At 43.7% G+C, this 23,478-nt stretch carries 18 protein-coding genes; 13 read left to right on the top strand and 5 right to left on the bottom strand.

What is annotated here, in order from left to right; translation table 11 throughout:
* The first annotated feature begins 14 nt into the window (after positions 1–14).
* Positions 15–2,006 carry an alkyl/aryl-sulfatase gene (locus GUY17_RS06820; RefSeq protein ID WP_162022694.1) on the top strand — a complete coding sequence of 664 codons (1,992 nt, stop codon included), beginning with the start codon at positions 15–17 and terminating at the stop codon, positions 2,004–2,006.
* 85 nt (positions 2,007–2,091) lie between these two features.
* Here GUY17_RS06820 and GUY17_RS21280 read toward each other — a convergent pair whose 3' ends face one another.
* Entirely contained in the window at positions 2,092–3,084 is a 993-nt protein-coding gene (locus GUY17_RS21280; RefSeq protein ID WP_302476623.1) for a 4'-phosphopantetheinyl transferase superfamily protein, read from the bottom strand.
* A 215-nt stretch (positions 3,085–3,299) separates the two neighbouring features.
* Between GUY17_RS21280 and GUY17_RS06810 the strand changes: the two genes are divergently transcribed.
* Both GUY17_RS06810 and GUY17_RS06805 read left to right on the top strand, forming a co-directional pair.
* Entirely contained in the window at positions 3,300–4,283 is a 984-nt protein-coding gene (locus tag GUY17_RS06810; RefSeq protein ID WP_162022693.1) for an FAD:protein FMN transferase, read from the top strand.
* Between the two features lie 142 nt (positions 4,284–4,425).
* A complete protein-coding gene (locus GUY17_RS06805; RefSeq protein ID WP_101087761.1) occupies positions 4,426–4,833 on the top strand; it encodes a GFA family protein in 408 nt (135 codons plus the stop codon).
* A 111-nt stretch (positions 4,834–4,944) separates the two neighbouring features.
* Here GUY17_RS06805 and GUY17_RS06800 read toward each other — a convergent pair whose 3' ends face one another.
* From GUY17_RS06800 to GUY17_RS06785, 4 genes are read right to left on the bottom strand one after another with little or no spacing between them, the layout of a single operon-like run.
* A complete protein-coding gene (locus tag GUY17_RS06800) occupies positions 4,945–6,522 on the bottom strand; it encodes a general secretion pathway protein GspF (RefSeq protein WP_162022692.1) in 1,578 nt (525 codons plus the stop codon).
* Positions 6,515–6,655: a hypothetical protein gene (locus GUY17_RS06795; RefSeq protein WP_162022691.1), complete on the bottom strand. Its 141-nt coding sequence runs from the start codon at positions 6,653–6,655 to the stop codon at positions 6,515–6,517. The genes GUY17_RS06800 and GUY17_RS06795 overlap by 8 nt, the downstream gene beginning before the upstream one ends.
* Positions 6,656–6,665: 10 nt before the next feature.
* A complete protein-coding gene (locus GUY17_RS06790; protein WP_254439880.1) occupies positions 6,666–9,104 on the bottom strand; it encodes a LamG domain-containing protein in 2,439 nt (812 codons plus the stop codon).
* 2 nt (positions 9,105–9,106) lie between these two features.
* The gene (locus GUY17_RS06785) at positions 9,107–10,375 is read right to left on the bottom strand and encodes a hypothetical protein (protein WP_101087759.1); all 1,269 of its coding nucleotides are present in this window, start codon (positions 10,373–10,375) and stop codon (positions 9,107–9,109) included.
* A 304-nt stretch (positions 10,376–10,679) separates the two neighbouring features.
* Here GUY17_RS06785 and GUY17_RS06780 point away from each other — a divergent pair, with 304 nt between their 5' ends.
* The 10 genes from GUY17_RS06780 (at position 10,680) to GUY17_RS06735 (ending at position 23,477) form a co-directional block, all read left to right on the top strand.
* Positions 10,680–13,346 (top strand): PD40 domain-containing protein, encoded by a 2,667-nt coding sequence (locus GUY17_RS06780; protein ID WP_162022690.1) that lies wholly within the window; start codon positions 10,680–10,682, stop codon positions 13,344–13,346.
* A 57-nt stretch (positions 13,347–13,403) separates the two neighbouring features.
* Positions 13,404–14,144, top strand: coding sequence for an outer membrane beta-barrel protein (locus GUY17_RS06775; RefSeq protein ID WP_162022689.1), 741 nt, complete (start codon positions 13,404–13,406; stop codon positions 14,142–14,144).
* Positions 14,114–14,776: an outer membrane beta-barrel domain-containing protein gene (locus GUY17_RS06770; protein WP_254439879.1), complete on the top strand. Its 663-nt coding sequence runs from the start codon at positions 14,114–14,116 to the stop codon at positions 14,774–14,776. The genes GUY17_RS06775 and GUY17_RS06770 overlap by 31 nt, the downstream gene beginning before the upstream one ends.
* A 77-nt stretch (positions 14,777–14,853) precedes the next feature.
* Positions 14,854–15,357 (top strand): TlpA disulfide reductase family protein, encoded by a 504-nt coding sequence (locus GUY17_RS06765; protein WP_162022688.1) that lies wholly within the window; start codon positions 14,854–14,856, stop codon positions 15,355–15,357.
* Positions 15,358–15,361: 4 nt separating this feature from the next.
* A complete protein-coding gene (locus tag GUY17_RS06760; RefSeq protein WP_101087755.1) occupies positions 15,362–15,622 on the top strand; it encodes a DUF4266 domain-containing protein in 261 nt (86 codons plus the stop codon).
* Positions 15,609–16,763 carry a DUF3570 domain-containing protein gene (locus tag GUY17_RS06755; RefSeq protein ID WP_254439878.1) on the top strand — a complete coding sequence of 385 codons (1,155 nt, stop codon included), beginning with the start codon at positions 15,609–15,611 and terminating at the stop codon, positions 16,761–16,763. The genes GUY17_RS06760 and GUY17_RS06755 overlap by 14 nt, the downstream gene beginning before the upstream one ends.
* Before the next feature lie 54 nt (positions 16,764–16,817).
* Positions 16,818–17,378, top strand: a complete 561-nt coding sequence (locus GUY17_RS06750; protein WP_162022686.1) for an AraC family transcriptional regulator — start codon at positions 16,818–16,820, stop codon at positions 17,376–17,378.
* Between the two features lie 6 nt (positions 17,379–17,384).
* A complete protein-coding gene (locus tag GUY17_RS06745) occupies positions 17,385–19,631 on the top strand; it encodes a tol-pal system YbgF family protein (protein WP_162022685.1) in 2,247 nt (748 codons plus the stop codon).
* Positions 19,631–22,696 carry a hypothetical protein gene (locus tag GUY17_RS06740; protein ID WP_162022684.1) on the top strand — a complete coding sequence of 1,022 codons (3,066 nt, stop codon included), beginning with the start codon at positions 19,631–19,633 and terminating at the stop codon, positions 22,694–22,696. Before GUY17_RS06745 ends, GUY17_RS06740 begins: the two co-directional genes overlap by 1 nt.
* Positions 22,683–23,477, top strand: coding sequence for a tetratricopeptide repeat protein (locus GUY17_RS06735; RefSeq protein ID WP_162022683.1), 795 nt, complete (start codon positions 22,683–22,685; stop codon positions 23,475–23,477). Before GUY17_RS06740 ends, GUY17_RS06735 begins: the two co-directional genes overlap by 14 nt.
* The last annotated feature ends 1 nt before the right edge of the window (position 23,478 follow it).

Here is a 23,478-nt window from a genome sequence, read left to right as displayed (position 1 = left end):
TATGAGGACTTACCATGAAAAAATCTATCATCGCACTATCAATGATTTCGACCCTGTCACTCAATGCTTTAGCCGCTCAGCATGAACACGACCACTTAAGTGTCGATTACCAGGGAAAAGAAGCGACTCCAGCAACGGCAGCCCACAATGCCGAGGTAGCCAAAACGCTTAACTTTAATGACAAAAATGCGTTCACCCGTTTCAACCAAAATAGAATTGCCGAGTTTGATCAAGCCACCGCAGATATTCTGCGTGCAGAATTTAGCTTTATCAGTGATAAATATCCTGACTCCGTTAACCCGTCGCTATACCGCCAAGCACAGCTTAATATGGTCTCGAACGGATTATATAAAGTCACTGATGGCATATATCAAATTCGTGGTACTGACTTGTCAAATATGACCTTAATTCGCGGTAAAACCGGTTGGATTGTTTATGATGTGTTATTAACCAAAGAAGCGGCGCAGCAATCTATCAAATTTGCTTTTGAACACCTTCCTGAAGGGAATACATTACCGATTGTTGCAATGATTTATTCACATAGCCATGCTGACCACTTTGGCGGAGCCCGAGGGATTCAAGAGCTATATCCTGATGTAAAAGTGTACGGGTCAAACAATATTACAACCGAAGTGGTTGCCGAAAACGTACTCGCAGGCAACGCTATGAGCCGTCGAGCCAGCTACCAATATGGAGCAACTTTGGGCAAACATGATCATGGTATCGTTGACGCTGCGCTTGCTAAAGGTTTATCCAAAGGTGAAATTACCTACGTAAAACCCGACTACGAACTTAATCAAAAAGATAAATGGGAAACCTTAACTGTCGATGGACTTGAAATGGTGTTTATGGATGCCTCAGGAACAGAAGCAGCCAGCGAAATGGTCACTTATATTCCTTCAATGAAAGCCTTATGGAGCGGGGAATTAACCTACGATGGTATGCACAATATCTATACTTTACGCGGCGCAAAAGTACGCGATGCATTAAAATGGTCAAAAGACATTAACCAGATGATCAATTCATTTGGTCAAGATGTTGAAGTGCTATTCGCATCGCATTCAGCACCCGTATGGGGTAACAATGAAGTTAATCAATACCTTAAAATGCAACGCGACAATTATGGTTTAGTTCATAACCAATCACTGCGATTAGCTAATCAAGGCGTAGTATTACAAGATATTGGTGACGCCATTATGGACACCATCCCACAGCAAGTAAAAGATCAATGGTACACCAATGGTTATCATGGCACTTACAGTCATAATGCTAAAGCTGTTTACAACATGTATTTAGGCTACTTTGACATGAACCCAGCTAACTTAAACCCATTGCCAACGCAACAAGAAGCGACAAAATTTGTCGAGTACATGGGCGGTGCCAACAACGTTGTCGCAAAGGCCAAAGCAGACTTTAGCCAAGGTGAATACCGTTTTGTAGCTACAGCGCTTAACAAAGTGGTTATGGCAGATCCAAGTAACCAAAGTGCTCGAGATCTACTAGCCGACACCTACGAGCAACTAGGTTATCAAGCTGAAGGGGCTGGTTGGAGAAACATCTATTTAACCGGTACTCAAGAGTTAAGAATAGGAATTCAGCCAGGTACACCTAAATCAGCCTCTGCAGATGTATTGAGCGAAATGGATATGCCGACTTTATTTGACTTTTTAGCCGTAAAAATAGATAGCATTGCCGCAGATAAACTGGGCGATATTAGTTTAAATGTGGTGACTAAAGCCGATAAGACGGAAGTTGAAAGCACCATATTTGTAGAGCTTAGTCATGGTAATTTGAACAATATTGTTGTTAATAAACTTCAAAAAGCTGATGCAACGTTAACCATTGCCAAAGCGGATGTTGTCAGTATTTTATTAGGTCAAACCACGTTAACGCAATTAATTGAACAAGGTGATGCCAGTATGACTGGCGACAAACAAGCCTTTGGGAAAATTGCCTCGACCTTAGTACAATTCAATGACAAATTTGAAATTGTACCGTTAAAATAATTACCAGATCGTACCATCTCTTGGTCTTGATCTTGGCTTTAGTCTTAGCCGAAGCATTGCTTCGGCTAAGTCATCAACGGTTCCATCAACCCAACAAATCATCAAAGCTTAATCGGGCACACGATAAGGTGTTGTAAATGGAATAAGGCTCAATTACCACGTTAGAAACAGCTGAGTTAGCCAACCCCAAAGTCACCGCAAAACGGTATTCATTATCGAGTCTTCCCATCACCGTTTGCCAACTAAAATCGGTTGCGACAGGCTGTTTGCTATCGGTAAAATTCAGTTTTACCGGCTTAAGTAACTCAATTGACTGACTGTGATTATCAGCCCGTTGCAACGGGGTATTGCATTGCTCTGCCTGGCTAAAATCAACACTAAATGACTTGAGTGATAACGCTAATCCCAGTCCGCGTGCTTTTATGTAGGATTCTTTTACAGCCCATAAATCAAAAAATCGTTGTCGTTGTAATGCCTCGGGCAATTGCAATAAGGTGTTGGTTTCTGTTTGAGTAAAATAGTGATTCAAAATGGGCACTATGTCGGTACTGCTTCGCTGTCGTTCAATATCGACACCAAAGCAAATATCTTGCTCAGGATTGTATACCCACTCGTTAATCGCTCCATCAATCGTTGGCTCATTTTTTTCTTCAGCATTGGGTGCTATCAATACTCCAATCATTAGCCATTGACCACTGTGGCTTAAATTGAAATGCAGCCCAGTTTGCGCCAACAAATCTTGTGTCAGTGCAGGCTTACCTTTAGCGCCGTAAATAAAACGCCATTGTTGAGGCGTTAATGCACTGTGCAGCGATAATACAGCCCGAAGCGCAATACGAACTTGCAACGCATTATGACGCGCCGACACGCTTATATAACGACCAACTTTGGCCAGTTCATCATCACTTAACCAACCTAAGGCTAAACCCACTTCATAATCAGCAGGTGATAACGCCCCATTAAGTGGCACAAAATAAACATAAGGCTGAGAAAGCCCAGTTGATCGAGTGGCTGGTCGAGTGGCTGGTCGAGTAGCTGAATGATTAGTGAGTTGAGTTATTGAAGACATGACCGACATAAAAAACACATAACACTCTGTTAAACGATAATACGGCTAAACTACCTCAATAAGCTCGATGCCGCGAGAATTTTGTCAAATATCACCCATGTAGCGAGTGATGCAAATAAGCATTTTCAGCATCAAAAAAGTTATTTTCGCTTTTACTGTTGATGATTGGCACTAATTCATCAACAATCACCGCTATCACCACAACATAGAAAGCTTATACATTCATGCGCACAGTCAGCCTAGTTATCATATTATTGTTATCGGTACTCAGTTCAAATGCTGCGTTTGCTCAATGGCACCAAAAGAGTTTTGATGTCATGGGAACGCTGGCACATGTTGAGTTTTGGCTACCTGACAATGCCGAAGCATCAACGGCAGATAGCTTAATTGCCGCGGTAGAGCAAGAAATGCAGCGCATTGATCAAACCATGAGTCCTTATATCGCCGCCAGCGAACTCAGTATCATTAACCGCGATGCAGCCAAAAAACCCGTGACCATCAGCCCAGAGCTATTTGATTTACTCGCCGACGCGCAAGACATTGCCAAATTAACCAATGGCATGTTTGATATCACCTACGCCTCAGTAGGTTACCAATACGATTATCGTAAGCATCAAAAGCCCGACCAAGCAGCCATTAACACCGCATTAAAAGCAATAAACTACCAAGCAGTAATACTCGATAAGTCCACCTCTTCAGTTCGTTTTGCTAATGCTGATGTCAAAATTGATTTAGGCGGCATAGCCAAAGGGCATGCGGTTAAAAATTGCATTGCTATATTGAAAGATTCAGGCATAGAACATGCTCTTATCAGCGCTGGCGGCGACACCACATTACTCGGCGATCGCATCGGACGCCCTTGGTTTGTCGGCATAAAACACCCTCGCGCAGACGATAAAACCGCGGTGCAATTACCACTTAGTAATGAGTCGATTTCAACCTCGGGCGATTACGAACGCTACTTTATCGAAGACGGCGTGCGCTATCATCACATTATTAATCCCAAAACCGGCGACTCAGCACGCAATGTTGTCAGCGTGTCAATTATCGGCAAAAATCCAACTTTTGTGGATGCCCTGTCCACCGCCATCTTTGTCATGGGATTACAACAAGGCATGTCGTTAATCAATGAGTTACCAGAATACGAAGCGATCATAATAGACAATCAACAAACGTTACATGTATCGACGGGATTACAGCAAGACTAAATTTATTGGTTCTTGGTTATTGGTTATTGGATTATTAGCTGCGAGACTTAGAGAGCTTAAAAAGTCTTTACGCTTCAGCATTTATAAAATATATACTGTTATGAATCATGAATTTTTTGATACAAAAATAGGATGTTAACGGATGAAAGATAAACTAATAGGCAGCTGTTTTTGTGGTGAAGTTACATTCGAAGTTGTTGATAGTTTTAAAGCCTTTTATCAATGCCATTGCCATCAATGTCAAAAACTAACAGGGACTGCTTTTGCGTCAAACTTAATTACCGATACTGTAAATATAAAATGGATTACAGGGCTCGATTTTATTTCGACTTACGAACATCCTCAAAGATCATTCTCTAAAGCATTTTGCAAATCTTGCGGCGCAGCAGTGCCATTTATTAATAAAAGCAAAACGTCATTGATTGTGCCCGCAGGCTCATTAGATACAAGCATAACGATGGCGCTTGAAGCCAATATTTTTGTATCTGAAAAAGCATGTTGGTCAACTGCAGAGTCTGCTATAAAACATTACTCGCACTACCCTGAGTAATCATTTATTAGTCTAGGCAGTTGTTTGCAAATAGATTCCCCCCTTTAAAGCAATTAGGTTTTCTCGTAAGCAACAAGAAAACCTAATTATCAACGCTAGCAACAACAAGATCTACACTATTGGTTGAAACGCAGTTAACGAATCAAGCATAGTGGCATTACCTAATCCTTGTTCTGGGGCAACTGAGGTAAATTGGCTTTGTTCGCCATGTAGAGCCATATAATTTAGCAATACGGTTTCTACCAACAAGTTAACGTTATTGGCCGACGGGGCTGACGCGGTATCAACGGATGCATCAGATCGCATAAAACCAATTTGTTGTTTTCTGGCCATTTGGTCGGCGCTGCCTCCCATTAATTGTGGTTTGCCAGACGGATTGTAAACCAAAAAGAATGACGCGCCTGTTGATGAGTTATCGCCAGTCCATTCGCCTTTACCACGCCCTTCCATGGAGTCATCGATACGGCCATTACTGGCAACAGAGCCATCACTGAATACGTATAACATTAACGGCATATTACGACGTGAAGCATATTCTAAACACGCGCCCATGCAGCGACCAGCTCGTAAGTCTCTTAACTCACCTGTGGCACGCTCGCCTGTGTGATAGTCAAACCCACCCATGGTGACCGTGCCCGCACCAGAAAAGCCATTAACCACTAACTTCATAATGGACGCGGTTTTTTGGAACTCAGACTCAGAGTCAAATTCATTAATCCCAAAAATGCCACCAGGACCGACAATATCAGGGTCTAACAATGGGTTTAATGTTGATGGGTCGCCAAAACGGTCGGCAAGGTCAGCACTTTTAACATAACCACAATTAACCAAATCTTTAATCACATCACCGCGGGTAACTTGCGTGTTCACTGCCGCCATTTTTTGCGCGCTAATACGTTGAATACTTTCCATCACGGCCACAGCATCACGTTGCGACAATAAACTGAATAAATCACCTACATCCACTAAACCCGTTACGTCTGAAGGGCGATCAATTTTAGTGGGACGTTTGCTTAAATCGATAAAGTTGGTGGGCGCCATTGAATTGCCGCCGGAATCTGAATTACGCGACCCCACTAACGGCATTAACGAACCGTTCGCCCCTGCTGCCGCGATGGCATACATAGGATTGTGTGGATTATTACCCGTGTCATTATCTGAGCGATTGGGGATCACAGCACCGTTGATACGTGATGCGGTATCAGATGATACTTTCTCTAAAATTCCGCGTAAAAAAGCCGAGTCAGAGTGAAATGCCAATCCTAAATCAGTATTAATAAAATCAGACATTCCCGCATTGGGATTAGCAATTGACGGAGCCATATCACCAGGTAAACCCAGCTTGTTATAACCGGCCGTAGATAAGAAATCTTGCTGGCCACCTGCGCCGCCAACCAACACATTAGAACCCGCAATATTGGCACCACCGGCTAAATCGAAACTAATAAACGGAATTTTGCCCGCCCCTTGTACGCTTATGCCGCAAGAGTCTCTTAGTGCTTCAAGAGCGGGTGATAGCGCCGCATGAGCATTGTTAGGGTTAGCAAACAGGCTAAATAACGATAAACCAGCAACTGCGGCGCCGCCTTTGTACAAGCCTGTCGAAATAAAATCTCGCCTAGTCATCGGCTTACTATGGTCAGCAAATAACAATGGACTGTCTGGATGAAGGTGCTTAGGTCTAGTCATTGTTGAATCCCTTTTGTGCCCGTATTACGGCTATATCAGTTGCATGGGTTAATCGCGAAATAGTCAGTCCAACAACCGTTTGCCTAAGCTGCTGCGCGGTTAATGCTATCAATCGCTGTAAATATCGTTTCATACTGTCGCCCCTATTGCACTAGCATCACGGCACTGGCCAATACGGCAGCACAACTAGACTTAGCGATAGTACGGGTGCGCTCTGCAGTACAGGTGCCACTACAAACCGACAGACCGCTCACTAAGCTATCAAGTTCATTGTAAACCGAACTTTGACTTGGCTGACTGGCTAACGATAACGGCATAAGTTGGTTAATTAACGGGTTCAATAAATTGGCGCGTTCAGTGGTATTTAACGCCACACTAGGTACGGCAGTAAAGTCCACATCTGGGAACCAATTACTGCGAATCGTGTTGTCTTCAATCGCAGTATCACAATAGGCAATGGCAAGCTGGGTAATGCCCATTTGCTGCGCAGAGATAAAGGTTTCGATATTTTCAAGACTCGGTAATTGACGTTTAACTAACTGATAGGTGTTAAATACTTTAGTCGATTGTTGGTCAACGCCCGTGAGCATACTCATACTGTGATTGATTTCAGCAAAGTTACGCACACCGACTTGAGCCGATTGAGTGGTTGCTGGCACCTCGGCAGGGGTAACAAATACCCCAGGTAACACTACATTGGTGTGTTCGCCTAATTGTTCAAAGGTTAAGAAAAACTCATCCAGATTAGCGCCTTTTTCAAGGGCGATAATAGTACCCAATGCTGAGATAGAAAACGGCTCTGCAATCGCTTGAGCTGCCGATACTGATAAATCGAGATTCGCGTATGACTGGCCTTGAGCACTTTCTTTACCGTTAATACCGATACGTAAGCCTTTTAACGCAAAGCTGTCTGCTACTGGCGTACCGTCAATGTTGACAATAGCAGCATTACTAAACAAATAGCTGTAGTTATCAAACTGACTGACTTCAAACATGACGTAGGTATTGGGAAGGTCAATTAAATGACTTATCGAGAATAGTAAAAAGAATTTTTCACCCACTCCAACATTATAATTTTGCTGTACTTGCTCAGGTGCGAGTACCCGATTATAAATGGCTAATAAGCGAATATCGCCTTGCCATACATGCTGGTTTGACGCTTCTCTACCCAAAATAAGCGCGAAGCTGTCGTCCCAATTGGCAAGTGGCGCAATGTCTTCATCGACCACATCAATCAATTGACCATTAACGTAAATACTGCGGCCAGTGGTGGCATTGTAAGTCATCACTACATGCTGCAATGTGGCTTGTAATACCTCATCCGCGTCTGGTGTACTTAATGCTGGCTCGCCATTGGTACTAGATGCTTGAGTGCGCAGCATAAAGTCATAGTTATATTGAGTTTGGCCTAAGGTAAAATTACGTGCGCTATCTCCCGCAGAATAGGTCACTATTCTGGCTGGACCTTCTTGAGTTACATTATTAGGTGTCACCCAAGCCTCAACAGAAAACTCACCTGTTGCGGTAATTAAATCATGCAGTTTTTTGCTGTTAGCGGTACTCGCCTGCGCTTTACCGTTAGTAAACGACAAGCCCCAACTGCCCAACCAATCTACATCACCGGTTAAGGTCAAATTAGCGGCTGGAGATATGCCTGAGGTGTCATAAGCAATGCTGCCCTCACCTGTTTTAAATTGATATAAAGCAATTACGTCAGTTTCAAAACGGCCACCACTTGAGGCGGTAATGCCATCGGTTAAACGTAATGACTTTGACACCACCATGTCTGGTGAAATCTCATCAAGTTCAATGCCATCACTGAGCGCCATAATGGCATCGCGCATTTCAATGCTGTCGTCTGCACAATTGCTCCAGCAGTTATGAAACTCCGAACCTAAACGCACCACAAGCCTTGATTGCGCTGGGTCGTCTAAGTTAATGACTCCTTTGGCGGCTTCATAAGCTTGGCTCACATCGGTGCTGGCAAAAAATGGCGACTGGGGAGATTGTGCTGCTTCATTATGGCAAGACACACAATATTGATTCACGATGGGATAAACGTGCTGACTGAATAAACTGCTGTCATCAGGGAAGTTTTTACTAGAACCTGGATCACGAATAACCGGTGCAGTCAGCTCAATAGTATTGACCGTACTAACACGCTCATCGGCCCATAACTTGATCCATTGGGTCATGGTTTCACCACAAGCTGAATCACTTGCGAGCCAACAATTGTGTCCACCAGCGACTTTACTGACTAAACGTGAAGCTTTAGGGTCGGTTAAGTCAACCAATGGATTCGTGGCAGCATAAGCATCGTTAACGTTATTTCGACTGGCAAAATAAGGCGCTTGATTACCTTCTGTATGGCATGCACCGCATTTGTCTTGGGTTGAGATGTTATCCCACAACGATGCTTTGTATTTTTGAATATCAGCCGTTGCTGCTGCAGGGCCGGTATACACGTCAGATTGTGGCGTTTGTTGCGCAGGCGGATTCTTTTCAACATCCCCGCCACCACAAGCAGAAAGCCCGATGATTAATGAGGCAATAACAAGGCCTTTAGCCATTAAATATTTCACGGTTATTCTCCCATACAGTAGTTGCCAACTTCAGCAAAAACGCGCTTAAGTTGGTAAGAGTGCTGTTTAAAAGAAGCCGTAGTAGCACTAATTTGTGCAATATCAGCTTGGCTTTCTGCATCTCGTAAACACACAGTTTTAAACACCTTTTTAACTTGGCATTGGGCGAAGGCATTACTGTTTGCCAGCTCTTGGCCTAAGGATTTAGCCCCACTACCTTGACCAGACAAACTGTTATCCCAACCCAATTTTTGATTAGGGCCTTCGCGCCAGTAATTGTTCCATCTATCGTTTGGTGTGGCATAGCCAAAAGGAAAACTGGTTGAATTGATATGATACTTACCTTGCACTCGTGTGCCGGTGGCGGGGTCGGTTTGACCGCTGGTGTTGTAAGCTATTGCTCCAGCTTCACCCGTTGGATCTTGGTCACGATTAAACTCATATTCATAAAAAGCAAACGCTTGCGCCAGTGGATCCATACCACTGTGACAACTTGAGCAGTTATTGATAAATAAACGGCTGTCTCCACCAGGGCTGCGGCTGACATCTTGTCGAATACGATCGGTTGGGCGGGTGTTGTCTTTTAATGGCTCTAAATCGGTACACAAATGATTCATTAAGGTAAAACGAAACATCGCGCGGTTAGTGCCTAAATAGAAAAACTCTTTCGCAGCGGCGCGGCTAGTTAACACCCCTGCAGTTGCATCTGCAGGTAATCCATTCACACTCGATTGAGTGGTGCGCTCTAAGCCATCTTTTAAATCAATAAATTGGTCTTCTAATGCCTGATAATGGTCATTATTGTTGCGATTGTAGCCGGGTAAATTTAAACTATTCTTACCCACATATACCATGTCTGCTTGCAGAATATCTCTAAAATCAACATCGTCTCTAACCGCACCAATCACAGTGGCTGAATAGTCATTTAACGGCGCAAAAATGTCTTGATCAATATTGGTCCACGGCGTGGCGAATAATTTCAACGTCGTAGAATAAAATGCCGGTGTTTCCATTGCGAGGTATGCCGCTTCGATGGGTTTGCCGTCATCAAGTAATGCTGCCATATTTTGCAATGTGGTTTCGGAAGCTGGAACCCCAGCTATACGGTCATGCAGTTGTTTTGCTTGCTCTAAGCTGGCAGCAACCACATTGGCCGATAAAAGGCTCAATACACCAAGTGCTAATACACTCATAAACGGCTTAAAATGCATCGTTTTTCCATAATAAGATAATAAGCTGAAGCTTTTTACCGTACGAAGTCGTTGCTTCATACTGTCTCCTTGTTAGCACTTGACTGCCTGGTATTGAGCTGAAATTGATATTTGGACATGATAAAAATCGAATGGTGCTGATTAAATCATTCAACGGCTCACATTAAAAGTTTTTATTTTGTTAATTTTTTTGACACTTGCAGCCAATAACTTGGCGCCAAAAAAGCGTCTTGCCGTGTCAAAATAAAGTATTCAAATATTTAATAAAAAATGTTGAAACACTGGGCCTAGAAAGCAATAATGTCAGCCGCAATAGGGTTTTTCTATGATACTCACAAAAATAATAAATCGTTAAGGAAAACAAATGAGGCCGACTTTGGGCTATAACATTATGATGTTTACGGTAATTACATTGTTATTGGGATGTAACACCGAAACAGCAATTAAAGATCAACAGCCTGATCCCGTTCTTGTTGAATATCCTGTGGCTTATATTGAGCGTAATTTAACTGCGGTCGATCAAAATCCTGCACAACCTGCACAATTTGAAGCTCTTAATCCAGGCCATTTTAATCCTGGCGCGCAACTGCTCATTAAACGCAATGCCTTCGCTGATTCACCTGCGACGAATTTAACAGCCTCCTTATTTGCTGAAGATCAGTTGATTGATATTCGCGATTTGTCGGTGTCAGATGATGGCCAACAACTGCTTATGGCCATTCGCGCACCTGAAATCGACGGTGTTGACGACGATGAACAACCTAAATGGAACATCTGGCGTTATACGGTAGCAAGCCAAATCTTAGAACGAATCATCAGCAGTGACATAACGGCAGAGCAAGGCGATGATTTAATGCCGGCGTTTTTGCCCGATGGCAGAATTATATTTGCCTCAACCAGGCAGCGTTTATCTCGGGCAATTTTGCTTGATGAAGGTAAACCACAATACACAGCATTAGATGAAAGCCGTGCTAATGAAACCTTTAACATCCATGTAATGGACCCAGACGGCAGCGCCATTAAGCAGTTAACCTTTAACTTAAGCCATGACTTTTACCCATTGGTTCTGCAAAGCGGAAAGATTTTATACAGCCGCTGGGATCGAATGGGCGGCGACCACGGAATTAACCTGTACCGTATGAATCCAGACGGAACAGAAAACGAATTAGTATTTGGCTGGCATTCGCATCAATTGACCCTTGACGGCCAAACCGAAGCGATTGATTTTATCAAGCCACAACAATTAGCTAGCGGCGAAATATTGATGTTGCTTTCATCACAGGACGACACCAGGATTCAAAAACGTCCGGTGCTGATTAATATTGACGACTACATTGATGCCCAGCAAGCCACTGCCAATTCTGGCGCGCAAGGAGTAGCGATTACAGACGCCACGTTATCAGAATTTAACTTCTCATTTTCTGCCGCATTATCAGAAACAGGTAGAATCAATCATTTATACCCACTACCCGATAACAGCCAGCGCTTTTTAATGAGTTGGGATTTGTGTCGTGTTGTTGTAAATGACATCGTCCGCGCCTGCGGTCAACTCACCGCGGAGCAACTCGCTGACGATAATCTGATTCAAGCCGATCCCTTATACGAGCTATGGCTACTCAACAATGCCAACAACACCCAACAATTGGTGGCCACAACAGCTCAAGGGACGGTGCTAACCGAATCGGTGGTGATGCAACCTAGCGCACAACCAAAAACCTTTATCGCGGACAAGGTCGTCGGCAACGAACTTGATTCACAGCTAAGTCAAGAATTGGCTGGTTCTATCCACATTCGCAGCGTATATGACTTTGATGGTATCGACACCACTGCCAACGTAGGTGGTATTAGCCGTTTAAGTGACCCATCGCAAACACCCGCAGCCAACTTACCGGCTCGCTTTTTACGGATTGTGCATGGTGTTCCCATGCCACCCGACGATGTTAGAGACATTGCCAATACCGATTTTGGCCGCAGTAATAACCAACTCATGCGCGAAATTGTCGGTTATAGCCCAATTCAACCCGATGGTTCAGTCAAAATAAAAGTGCCTGCTAATGTCCCATTGGCCATCAGTGTGTTAGATATCAATGGTCAGCGTATTGGCGGACGCCACAATCAATGGATCACCTTAACGCCGGGTGAAACCCTAGAATGTACCGGCTGTCATACTGCTAACAGTCAACTGCCTCATGGCCGACTCGACGCCCAAGCCCCTAGCATTAATACCGGAGCCGCGGGTGGTTCTGCCTACCCTAATGCCACGAGTAATATCATTCCTGCGCAAGGACAAACCATGGCCGAAGCCAATGAAATGGTCAATGGCCTTGCCGAGCTTAGCGACAGTATTAAATATCAAGATATTTGGACTAACCCAGTATTGTCTGCCGTTAATCCAAATGTTGAATACAGTTACAGTAATTTGGCCACACCGGCGCCTAATGGCAGCGAATGCTTTGACAATTGGACTCCCTATTGCCGCATTCAAATCAATTATGTTGAACATATTCAACCGCTGTGGGACTTAGCTCGACCCGTTATAGACGCAACAACTCAAATAATCGTTGCCGATAACACTTGTACCAATTGCCATAATATCGTCGATGCCGATGGCGCGGTGCAAGTGCCTGCGGGACAGTTGTCGTTAATCAATTCACCTTCAAGCGATCAAGCTGCACACTTAACCTCATACCGTGAACTGTTTTTTAACGATGTTGAGCAAGAAGAAGTCGATGGTATTTTAATCGACAAATTAGTTGAAGTGCTTGATGCCGATGGCAACGTAGTTTATCAAGTAGACAGTAATGGTGAGCTTATTCTTGACGCTGACGGTAACCCTATCCCGGTGTTAACCACAGTCAATGTGCCGGCAATTTTATCGACTAATGGCGCGCATTCAAGTAACACATTTTTTGAGGTGATGAATAACACCACCCATCAAAATATGCTGTCGGCCGATGAGCTCAAATTACTTAACGAATGGTTAGACATTGGCGCGCAATATTACAACACGCCATTTTACTCACAGGACTAACAAAGCATGCCACAAGCAAAACCATAGGTTTGCTTCATGACTTTGCGATAGGGAATTATGCAAACATATTTACGAAACACCTTTTTGCTACTGACAATACTGTGTTTAAGCCCCGTATTACAGGCCGACGACAACCCAAGTTTGCGGATCGATGTGCCCTTTATTGAGCTGCATTCAGGGCCAAGTGATGGCTATCCGGTGGTTTCAGTTATCGAGCAAAACGAAATGGTAACTGTGTTGCTTAAGCGAACGTCTTGGTTAAAAGTACTAAACAAACGTGGAGTTGAAGGCTGGTTTCATGAAGATAACCTAAAGGGTTTATCCCAAGATGGCCAAGCTATAAATGCTAACTTGATAACAGAACAAGACGTCATCAATCGCCAAATTGAAGCCGGTGTCATGTACGGCGATTTAGAAGGTGCCAACTTCTACAATATTTATGCGGGCTATGCATTTACCCCAGTATTTAGCGCTGAAATATCAGCAGGTAAAGCACTGGGGAGTATTTCAGACAGTGACGTATTTGAAGTCATGCTGTTTAGCCAACTTTTACCCGAGTTAATTGTCGTGCCATACATTGGCGTTGGCGCGGGGATCATTAATACCGAACCCCATAGTGTGTTAGCCGACACCGAAGCGCGCCGCAGCACCATAATGAGTGCGGCAGCTGGCATTAAATATCACCTTGCACGTAACTTTTTATTACGGGCCGAATATAAACTCTCGTTAGCCTTAACCGACCGAGATGAAAATGAAGAGATCCAAACATGGAAAATAGGATTCAGCGTATTTTTTTAGTGCCTTTGTTCACTGCTAGTACTTTAGCGTTGACCGCATTAATGCCAAGCTCAGCAGCATTTGCCGCAGACGATGCCCCTAATACCGTCAAAGCCGATGTAGAACGTCGCACTGTGCTTGATGATGTTATCGATACTGAAAACGTTGAAGTGGGTATTCAAGGCGGTATTTTGTCGATTGAAGATTTTGAATCAAACCCTTGGATAAGTGCGCATGTGGGTTACCACATCAGCGAACATTTTTATGTCAAAGCGCGTTATGCCCAAGCCAAAGCGGGTGAAACCAGTTTTGAAAAATTGTCTAATGCGGCGCCATTGTTAACTGATGCTGAGCGCGAGTTAACTTATTACGGCTTAAACATTGGTTATAACCTACTGCCTGGTGAGATCTTTTTCAGCAAAGACACAGTGTTTAACAGTGTCTTTTCGGTTGAATTAGGTGGCGGCAGTACCGAGTTTGCCGGTGACGAGCAATTTACCGTCAACCTCACAGCAAACTACCGAGTATTTTTAACCGACTGGATAGCATGGGATTTAAGCATGAGTGATTACCTGTTTAATACCGAGGTTACTGGCGCGTCTAAAACAACCCATAATCTGAATTTTGCCACGGGTGTGTCGTTCTATTTTTAATCCACCTCGATAGTGGTCGTTAAAAGAGACCATAGAATATTCGAGTAGCAAAAGTGAAAAACCAATAAGGAAATACAATGTTGTTCAGTCGATTTAGTGGTAAATGTCTTATTGCATTAGGTGCAATATTGTTATCGATGCAGGTACAGGCGCTCACGCTTGGCCAAGCTGCACCCGACTTCACCTTAAAAAACCAGCAAGGGACTAACCTCAATTTAGCCGAGCAACGTGGCGAGATTATCTTGATCAATTTTTGGGCATCTTGGTGTGGACCATGTCGTAAAGAAATGCCGGTTTTGCAAAAATTACAAGACAAGTATCAAGACCTCGGCGTTCAAGTCTGGGGCATAAATGTTGAACAAGAAAACCAAGCAGGCAAAGACTTTTTAGCCGACCTTGATTTACGTTTCCCAATATTTTTCGACCAAACCAATTCTTTGTCTAAGACCTATCAAGTTGAAGCCATGCCAACCACAGTGATTATTGATCGCGATGGTAATGTGCGCTTTGTATTTCAAGGCTATAAAGACGGCTTTGATAAAAAGTATGCTGCCGCTATTAAACAGCTGATTAGGGAGTAAATTGATGAAAAAAACCTTATCTCCTCGTATCACTGCTTTATCGCTTAATTGCATTGCGCTATTAAGCTTAATTAGTTTGAGTGGCTGCACGAGTATGGGCATTGAGCCTTGGGTTAAACCTTACGAGCGTCAAAATTTAGCCGACCCTATCATGCGCTTAAATCGCCATCCAAGTGCCAGCATGCATATGGCTCACGTACTTGAAGGTCGTGAATCGGCCCGTGGCGCTGAAGGAACCGGAGGTGGTGGTTGTGGCTGTAACTAATTTGCTCAATAAAAGCATTAAGCTATTCACGGCATTACTTGTCAGTATGACGTGCCTGTCTGCCCAAGCTGCAGTGCTCGATCCTGATCGCGCTGACGTGTTGTATCACAGCTACGAAGGCGGCGGCATGACCATTGATGGCCCGTCAGTATTACTCAGGAAAAAGACTTCTGAATCGGTCGCATTTACCGCATATTATTATTTAGACAGTATTTCATCCGCATCGGTAGATGTTATCAGCACTGCCAGTGCGTACACAGAAAAGCGTAACGAAGGACAATTGGGGGTTGAATACCTGCATGACAAAACCTTGATGTCGTTTAACCTGCGTCAAAGTGATGAAGACGATTATTTAGCCCAATCATTTAGCATCAATGTGTCACAAGACACCTTTGGCGATTTAACCAATTTAAATCTGGGTTTGTCTTATGGCGATAATGAGATTCGCCGCAATGGTGACGACCAGTTTGAAGAGCAAAGCGAGCAATATCGGATTCGCGCTGGCATCAATCAAGTGTTAACCCGCAACCTTACAGCCAGCTTTAACGTTGAAGCTATAGCAGACAGCGGCTATTTAAATAACCCATACCGCACAGTGAGATACATAGACAACAGCGTTCCATCTGGTGTGGCTTATCAGGCAGAAGTGTACCCAGAAACCCGCAACTCGTTTGCAGCAAAGTTCTCGGCCAGTTACTTTTTACCTTATCGCGCAGCCTTGTTTTTTCATTACCGCCACTTTAACGACAGCTGGGAAATCACCGCCAGTGATGTAGAGCTTGGATATCGACATCCACTAGGCGACAGTATCGAATTAGAATTTAAAGTGCGTTATTACCAGCAAACTCAAGCTGAATTTTACAGTGACTTGTTTCCTTATCGCGACGCGCAAAACTACCTTGCACGCGACAAAGAACTCAGTGACTTTAGCGACATCACTTACGGGATAGGCATTACCTATCAATTACCCGCCTCGGTATCGTTTGGCGACACGCGTTCAGAAGCATCGCTGCAATGGGATTATATTGACTTTCAATACAATAACTTTAGAGACCCTACCGCAGATGGCGGAGTGGGCAACGAACCGTTTTATGGGTTCTCTGCCAATGTCATCCGCGCTTTTGTCAGCGTATATTTTTAATTGATCGCCCTAAATATTGATACTTTTAACAACGTAATTGCCAAGGCCATAACTATGACTACCGACCGTAAATGGGGTTCTTTTTTAACGCGGTTATTCGCAGCAACGTTACTGATTGCTGGTTTATTTGCATTACCAGCCCAAGCTGAAGATACCAAACAAGGCAATGGTGCATTAGCCAGCGAGCTTGAAGACATTAAAAGCCAAGTACTAAAACTCAATCGCGATCTATTTATTTTAGAAGAAGATTTATTGTTTCCTGCCAGCACCCAAATCGCGGTTTTTGTGTCGGTTGATGTGGGCCGATTTCTCAAACTCGACAGTGTTGAGTTAAAAATTGACGACAATAATGTTAGCGGCTTTTTATATACCGAACGTCAACGTAAAGCATTAGAACAAGGCGGAATTCAGCGTATTTACCTGGGTAATCTTAAAATGGGCCCTCACCTGCTAACCGCAATATTTACTGGCAATGATGCCGAAGGTCGTACAGTGCAACGGGCCATTAGCCATAATTTTGATAAAACCGATGAAACAGTAATGATAGAACTCAAAGTCGAAGACAGTGAATCAAGCTATCGGGCTGATATCAAAGTCGAACAGTGGGTATTGTAAACAACAATGGCCGTTAACACTCAATCATTTAGCCTTATGCTAGCTCACATCGGTAACCAACTTACACGAGTTTTGGGCTGTGCAGCCATGCTATGCAGTTGCTTAACCCTCTTGCACACTACCGAGCTTCAAGCGGCAGAAAAATCAATAAAAAACTCTGTAAGTGTATCTGCGCCTAAAACCGATCTAGAAGATAAATTTTACCGCCAAGCATTGTACTTTTATTTTGCTGGCGATTATGGCGCAGCATTGAGGCAAATTAGCCTCAACCGTCAACGCAAAGAGATCTATTCTGATCGCAGCCAATTGTTCGAAGCCGGACTACAAGTGTCGATTGGCTTGCACGAGCAAGCCACCCAAACCTTGGCACAATTTGAACAACAACAAGCAAATACTTCGACCCAAACCACAGCGAATAACAGTACTAATACCAATAGCAGCAAAACAAAGTCAGCCACATCGCCAACTGAATTATTATTAATCGCTTTGTTACAGCTCAGCGAACAACAAATTGAACACGGCGACATTGATACAGCCAAACTTACGCTAGGCAGAATTACCACATTACTGACCGATTATGTCGAGCAGTATCATGTGTTAAATCAATTAGCTTATTGGCCAGATGCGCCGCCGTTAACCGCGCAAGTACAGCAACAATCAATATCAGAAGATGACCAGTCACCAACAAGTTCATCTGCCGCTTACATCGCATTAAACCAGGCGTTGTTGCACATGAAGCAGCAGCAATACAGTGCGGCACAACCTATATTAATTGAGCTTAAAAGCCAACAATGGCAGCCACCCAAAATTAATTTTTGGCAGCAATTGTTTAACCCTTTTGTAGAGCCCGACATTTTTGACGATAACGATGAGTTATTGCCAGAAGTTAAAGACGCCTTGTTGCAACAACAAGCCATCAATGATTATGCAAAGTTACTGTTGGCACAGTTGTATGTCGCCAATAAACAATACGATTTAGCCTATAACGAACTGAGCGATTTTCCTGAGCAAAGTCCTTATGCTGAATCCGCTTTGTTTTTATTTGCCTACTCGGCCCAGCAACAACAGCACTATGACATGTCGTTTAAGTTGCTATCGCTATTGCAGCAGCAATACCCCTACTCAAATTTAGCCTGGCAAGCCGCGTTGTTAACTGCAAAACAAGTCAGTGAGCAGCAATCTTTAGCACAAGGATTAACCTTGTATCAGCAAGCTGAACAACTGTATTTACAAAAAATTGTCGAGATAAAAGGATTTGCAGAAACAGTTAGCACCATTAGCAATGTTACCGACTTTGCCAGTAAGACAGTAGATCAACAAACACCTTCCTTGGCAACCAAGTCTGACGCGTTAGAGCTTATCCTTACCGAGCGTTTTAGCACTGATTCGCCTTGGCTAAAAAAAGCCTTAAATGACCCGCAATTAGCGACCGATTATCAAACCCTATTAAGCCTAGATTTACTTAGCGACAATGTGCAAAAACAACAGATTAACAGTCAATGGTTAAAGGACACTTTAGCCCTCAACACCCAGCGCCAAGCCCGCGTCATTGAACAACAAAAACAGCTCGCCTACACAGAGATGATTAACGCTCTCACAGAGCAAAAACAACGTATTGCCAAGATTATTGATCAAGCAGAAGCTGAACAAAATGCCCAAGTGTTTGCCGACCCAAGTCAGCAACAATGGATAGACCGTATTGATGCCAGCCAAGCCAGGTTAACTACATTGGCGACTCAACGTAATATCGACGACGAACAACAACGACTTGATAGGATTAAAGGGGTGTTGCAGTGGCAATTACAGCAAACATTGCCACAACGACTTTGGCAGCATAAAAAAAGCCTGAAGCAATTAACAACACAACTTGAACAGCTTGAACGACAAGCCAATCGATTTAGTGCATTGTCGAGTAACACCCGCTTGTTATCTGACTTTGAGTTACGTCAACAACAAACCCAAACCGACATTAACAGCACGAACGTTAATATTACCGGACTGCGTGATAAAACCGACCGAGATATTCGTGGCAAAATGAGCATTTTTATCCAGCAACAACAATATACGTTACAGCAACTACTGCTCACCACTCGCCACCAAATGGCCAATGTATTAGAACAAATGTCACAAGCAGACACTGCGCCAATCAATCCCTTCTCAGCAAACGAATCGGCGGTAAATGAATCGCCGGTAAACAAATCGGCTGAAAGTGATTCCACTGTAGTTGAGTCAGCTGCACAAGGAGCGCGCTAATGTCAGTATCGGCTTATTTATCAGGCGCATTAATCTTAATCAGTGGTATTGCATTATCGGGGTGCTTTAGCAGTGGGCAGGCTGATTATGCTCAACAAGCTAAACGCACTAGCTTAGGCGATTTGGCCAACAAACGCAGCAGCGAAACGGTAGCGAGTGTTGAAATGAGCCAAACTCAACGCAGTGCCAAGTTGGCTAATATTTATCAGCAATTGCTGACACTTGAACCCGATCCTGAAATCCGGACGCACGTTGAATATCGCTTAGCGCAAATCAATACCGAATCATTTGAAGCCCAGTCTTATGCAGACCTCGATGATGAGTCGCAACCAGACAGTCAAGTGCTAGCTCAGTTGACTCAAAACGATGCGGCACTGCAAAAATTAGTTAACGAATATCAACAATTATTGCAGCGTTATCCGCAACGACCTGAAAACGAACACATACAATATCAATTAGCTAAAGCGCTCGATTTACAGGGTAAATTGGATGCGAGTTTGGCTGAAGTTGAATCATTACTGCGACACTATCCGCAGACAATGTATCTTGCCGAGCTTAACTTTAGACGCGGTGAAATCTATTACAACTTACAGAATTACTCGGCAGCCATTACAGCATATCAGCAAGTATTAACCGCTAATGATAATCAAAAATACCAACTGAACAGTTTATATATGCTCGGCTGGTCCGAATTTAAACTCAATCGACTTGCCAATGCCGACAAAGCATTCTTGCAAGTGTTTGAAGCCTTAGTGGCCGGCCAGCAAAGTAATCGTGATATTGCAAACTTAACCTCCGACAACTTTGCTTTTGAAAAGCTCGGCAGCCGCGCGCAAAATTTGGCGATTGATACCCAAAGAGTCTTGAGTATTTCACTAAGCCAGCAGCTTCAATCTCAGTCGTTGGTGTCTTTGGTTAAAGACAATCAATCGCTGCCTTATCTTGATTTGTATCAGCATGTATTATTTGCCAATTTGGCCCAATTTTTACTCGACAAAAAACTCGACTACGATGCAGAACTAACTTATCAGGCATACATCGATTTGGCGCCAGACAATATCTGGGCAGCTCGCTATTCGCTAGATTTGCTCGACCTTTATCAGCGTCAAGGCAAGTTTGCAGCCATGCATCAGCTGAAAAATGACTATGTTAATCAATATGGTCTTAGCAGCACTTTTTGGGTAAATGCCAGCACAGCGCAGCAAGCAGAGTTATTACCACAACTGCTTAGCTTTAGTGACGAGCATAGCCGCCGTTTGTATGCCGATGCACAAACTCAGCAAGGTGCACAACGAATTAGCGCTTTCGCACAGGCTGCCAGCGCATTAAAGACCTATTTACAATTGGCCAAATTACCTCAAGCCAGCACGTTACTCACTAAAGATATTCTTAATGACGAGTACTTGTTTGCTGACGCCAATTTTGAAGCCAAACAATATCAGCAAGCGCTTGCCAGTTATTACGCCATTGCCTATGACACCACAGCAACGTCGGCAGCCTTGCGTAAGATACAACAGCAATCGGCTTACGCAACAACCGTCACCATACGCGAAATCATTTCGCAACATGATCAAAGCCAACAAGGTCAGAACCAACAAAAACAAAGTGGTCAAAGTAATACTGATGATTACAATAAACTCATTTCACAACGTAATCAGCTAGATAAAGACTTTATCAATCAGTATCCATCTGACGAGCGTGCCTTACAGCTCGCCAGTAACGCCGCCCAATATTCGTTTGATGCTAAAAACTACATCGACCTTAAATACTTTACTGATTTTGTATTACAAGCCCACGGCATTCACACGATCAATAATGCGGCAAGCTCAGTGCAAACCGCTACGCCGTTGTCAGACTCTGCCCGTAAGCAAGTGCAGTTTGTTAGCCAGCTTTATGCCAATAGCTTGTATCAGCAAGAGCAATACGCACAGGCTGAAGAGGGTTACATTTTAGCGCTGCAATACACAGACAAGAGCACAGACTCATGGTCTGAAATGCGTAATCTGTTAGCTTCTAGCATTTACTCCCAAGCTCAAGCGGTTAAACAAACACAACCAGAATTAGCCGTAAGCCAGTTATTACGCGTTGCTCAGGCAGTGCCTGAATCAAAATACGCGGTTAATGCCGAACTCGACGCTGCAAACTTATTGCTTGAACAACAACGCTGGCAAGAAGCGGTCGACGTATTAAAACCGTTTCAGCAACGTTATCCAAACCATGAGTTTAGCGCGGTCATTCCAGCTAAATTAGCTCAATCCTATGAAGCTCTAGCCCAATGGGATTTAGCCGCCGAGCAGCTTTTGATCATTGTCGCCAATGAAAAGCCCGGCGCATTAAAGCGTGAAGCTCAATACACTGCGGCGGAGTATTATTTAAAAGCAGGCGATAACAGTAGCGCACTCAGCACCTTTAGAACTTATGCTAAAACCTACCCACAACCGTTTGATGTAGCACAAGAGGTTCGCTTTAAAATGAGTGAGTTTTACCGCCAAAGCGGTGAAGCTAATAAGCAATATTACTGGTTTAGACAAATCCTTAGCTATGATCACGAACAATTACAGCAAGATGCAAATGCTATTCAAGCTCGCCAAATTGAACTCGCCTCTATCGCAGCATTTTCCTTGGGTGAAGCTGAACAACGCAGTTTTGCGGCAATTAAACTCAACGCACCTTTGCAAAAAAGCTTGAAGCGCAAACAAGATACGATGAAAAAAGCCATTGGTTATTATCAACAAGTGCTCGACTTTCAATTAGCCAAATACGTTCCCCATGCAACATACAACCTTGCAGAAATGTATCGCCAACTTGCGAGCGACATGATGAGTTCACAACGCCCTGGCGATTTAGATGAATTAGCCTTGGAAGAGTACGAGATTTTACTCGAAGAGCTGGCTTATCCATTTGAAGAGAAAGCCATCGAAATTCACATCAGCAATACCCAAAGAGCATGGGATGATATTGTTGATCAATGGATTGAAAAAAGCTTTGAACGCTTGGCACAAATGTCCCCTGCCCTTTATCAAAAACAAGAGTTAACGCATGAGGTTATCGATGCTATCCATTAAGTCATTATTTACCTCATCGACACCGAAACTGGCACTATTCGCGCTAGTAAGCCTTATGCTGTTACCCGGTTGTAGTACATCACCTAGCGGCACTAACGCCAACAAGCAAACCACTACGGACCCAAGCCTAAAGGGCATGGACAAAGACATTGTCGACTTAGTTAGCCTCAATACAAAAAGTGTCAATAACAGCACCAGTATCAGTGCTGGCTCAACAGATAACCGTAATATGTATCTTGAACAAGCCTCACAGCGGTTAGCCGATGTGCCCACATCGGTATTGAGTCAATATCAGCAAGCCATTAGCCAAATGAAAAACCAGCAATGGCAAGCGGCGAATAGTTTGTTTGATAAAGTGATTGTTGCAGAGCCTCAATTGTCGGGCGCCTATGTCAATAAAGCCATCATAGCGATAAATCAGCAGCAATTAGATCAAGCCGATGCACTGCTCGCAAAAGCTATTGCGGTTAATAACAGCAATCCTTATGCGCACCAAATTAAAGCTAATATAGCAAGGGTACAAGGCCAGTATGCTCAGGCTGAGCAAGGTTATTTAACGGCGCTAACTCTGTGGCCACAATACCCGCTAGCGCAATTAAATTTGGCGATATTATTAGAGTTATATCGCGGTAAGCTGTTGCAAGCCCGCCAATACTACCTGGCGTATTTGGCTAACCAGCCAAATGATGAACAAGCCAAGCGTTGGCTCGCTGGCGTAGAAATAAAAATTCAACGCGCAGGATTAACATTACCACCCGACAATGCTAATGGAGCAGGCTAAG

Origin of the sequence: Shewanella sp. Arc9-LZ, assembly GCF_010092445.1 — a bacterium.
GTDB lineage: Bacteria > Pseudomonadota > Gammaproteobacteria > Enterobacterales > Shewanellaceae > Shewanella.
Note: the sequence above shows the minus strand (reverse complement) of the source record. Positions and strands in the feature narration are given on the sequence as shown.

Coding starts and splice junctions, on each gene's coding strand:
- GUY17_RS21280 (WP_302476623.1), bottom strand. CDS start 3,084: ATGTCGGTCATGTCTTCAATAACTCAACTCACTAATCATTCAGCTACT.
- GUY17_RS06740 (WP_162022684.1), top strand. CDS start 19,631: ATGTCAGTATCGGCTTATTTATCAGGCGCATTAATCTTAATCAGTGGT.
- GUY17_RS06795 (WP_162022691.1), bottom strand. CDS start 6,655: ATGAAACGATATTTACAGCGATTGATAGCATTAACCGCGCAGCAGCTT.
- GUY17_RS06760 (WP_101087755.1), top strand. CDS start 15,362: ATGAAAAAAACCTTATCTCCTCGTATCACTGCTTTATCGCTTAATTGC.
- GUY17_RS06745 (WP_162022685.1), top strand. CDS start 17,385: ATGGCCGTTAACACTCAATCATTTAGCCTTATGCTAGCTCACATCGGT.
- GUY17_RS06735 (WP_162022683.1), top strand. CDS start 22,683: ATGCTATCCATTAAGTCATTATTTACCTCATCGACACCGAAACTGGCA.
- GUY17_RS06770 (WP_254439879.1), top strand. CDS start 14,114: ATGGAAAATAGGATTCAGCGTATTTTTTTAGTGCCTTTGTTCACTGCT.
- GUY17_RS06800 (WP_162022692.1), bottom strand. CDS start 6,522: ATGACTAGACCTAAGCACCTTCATCCAGACAGTCCATTGTTATTTGCT.
- GUY17_RS06750 (WP_162022686.1), top strand. CDS start 16,818: ATGACTACCGACCGTAAATGGGGTTCTTTTTTAACGCGGTTATTCGCA.
- GUY17_RS06820 (WP_162022694.1), top strand. CDS start 15: ATGAAAAAATCTATCATCGCACTATCAATGATTTCGACCCTGTCACTC.
- GUY17_RS06765 (WP_162022688.1), top strand. CDS start 14,854: ATGTTGTTCAGTCGATTTAGTGGTAAATGTCTTATTGCATTAGGTGCA.
- GUY17_RS06805 (WP_101087761.1), top strand. CDS start 4,426: ATGAAAGATAAACTAATAGGCAGCTGTTTTTGTGGTGAAGTTACATTC.
- GUY17_RS06780 (WP_162022690.1), top strand. CDS start 10,680: ATGAGGCCGACTTTGGGCTATAACATTATGATGTTTACGGTAATTACA.
- GUY17_RS06775 (WP_162022689.1), top strand. CDS start 13,404: ATGCAAACATATTTACGAAACACCTTTTTGCTACTGACAATACTGTGT.
- GUY17_RS06810 (WP_162022693.1), top strand. CDS start 3,300: ATGCGCACAGTCAGCCTAGTTATCATATTATTGTTATCGGTACTCAGT.
- GUY17_RS06785 (WP_101087759.1), bottom strand. CDS start 10,375: ATGAAGCAACGACTTCGTACGGTAAAAAGCTTCAGCTTATTATCTTAT.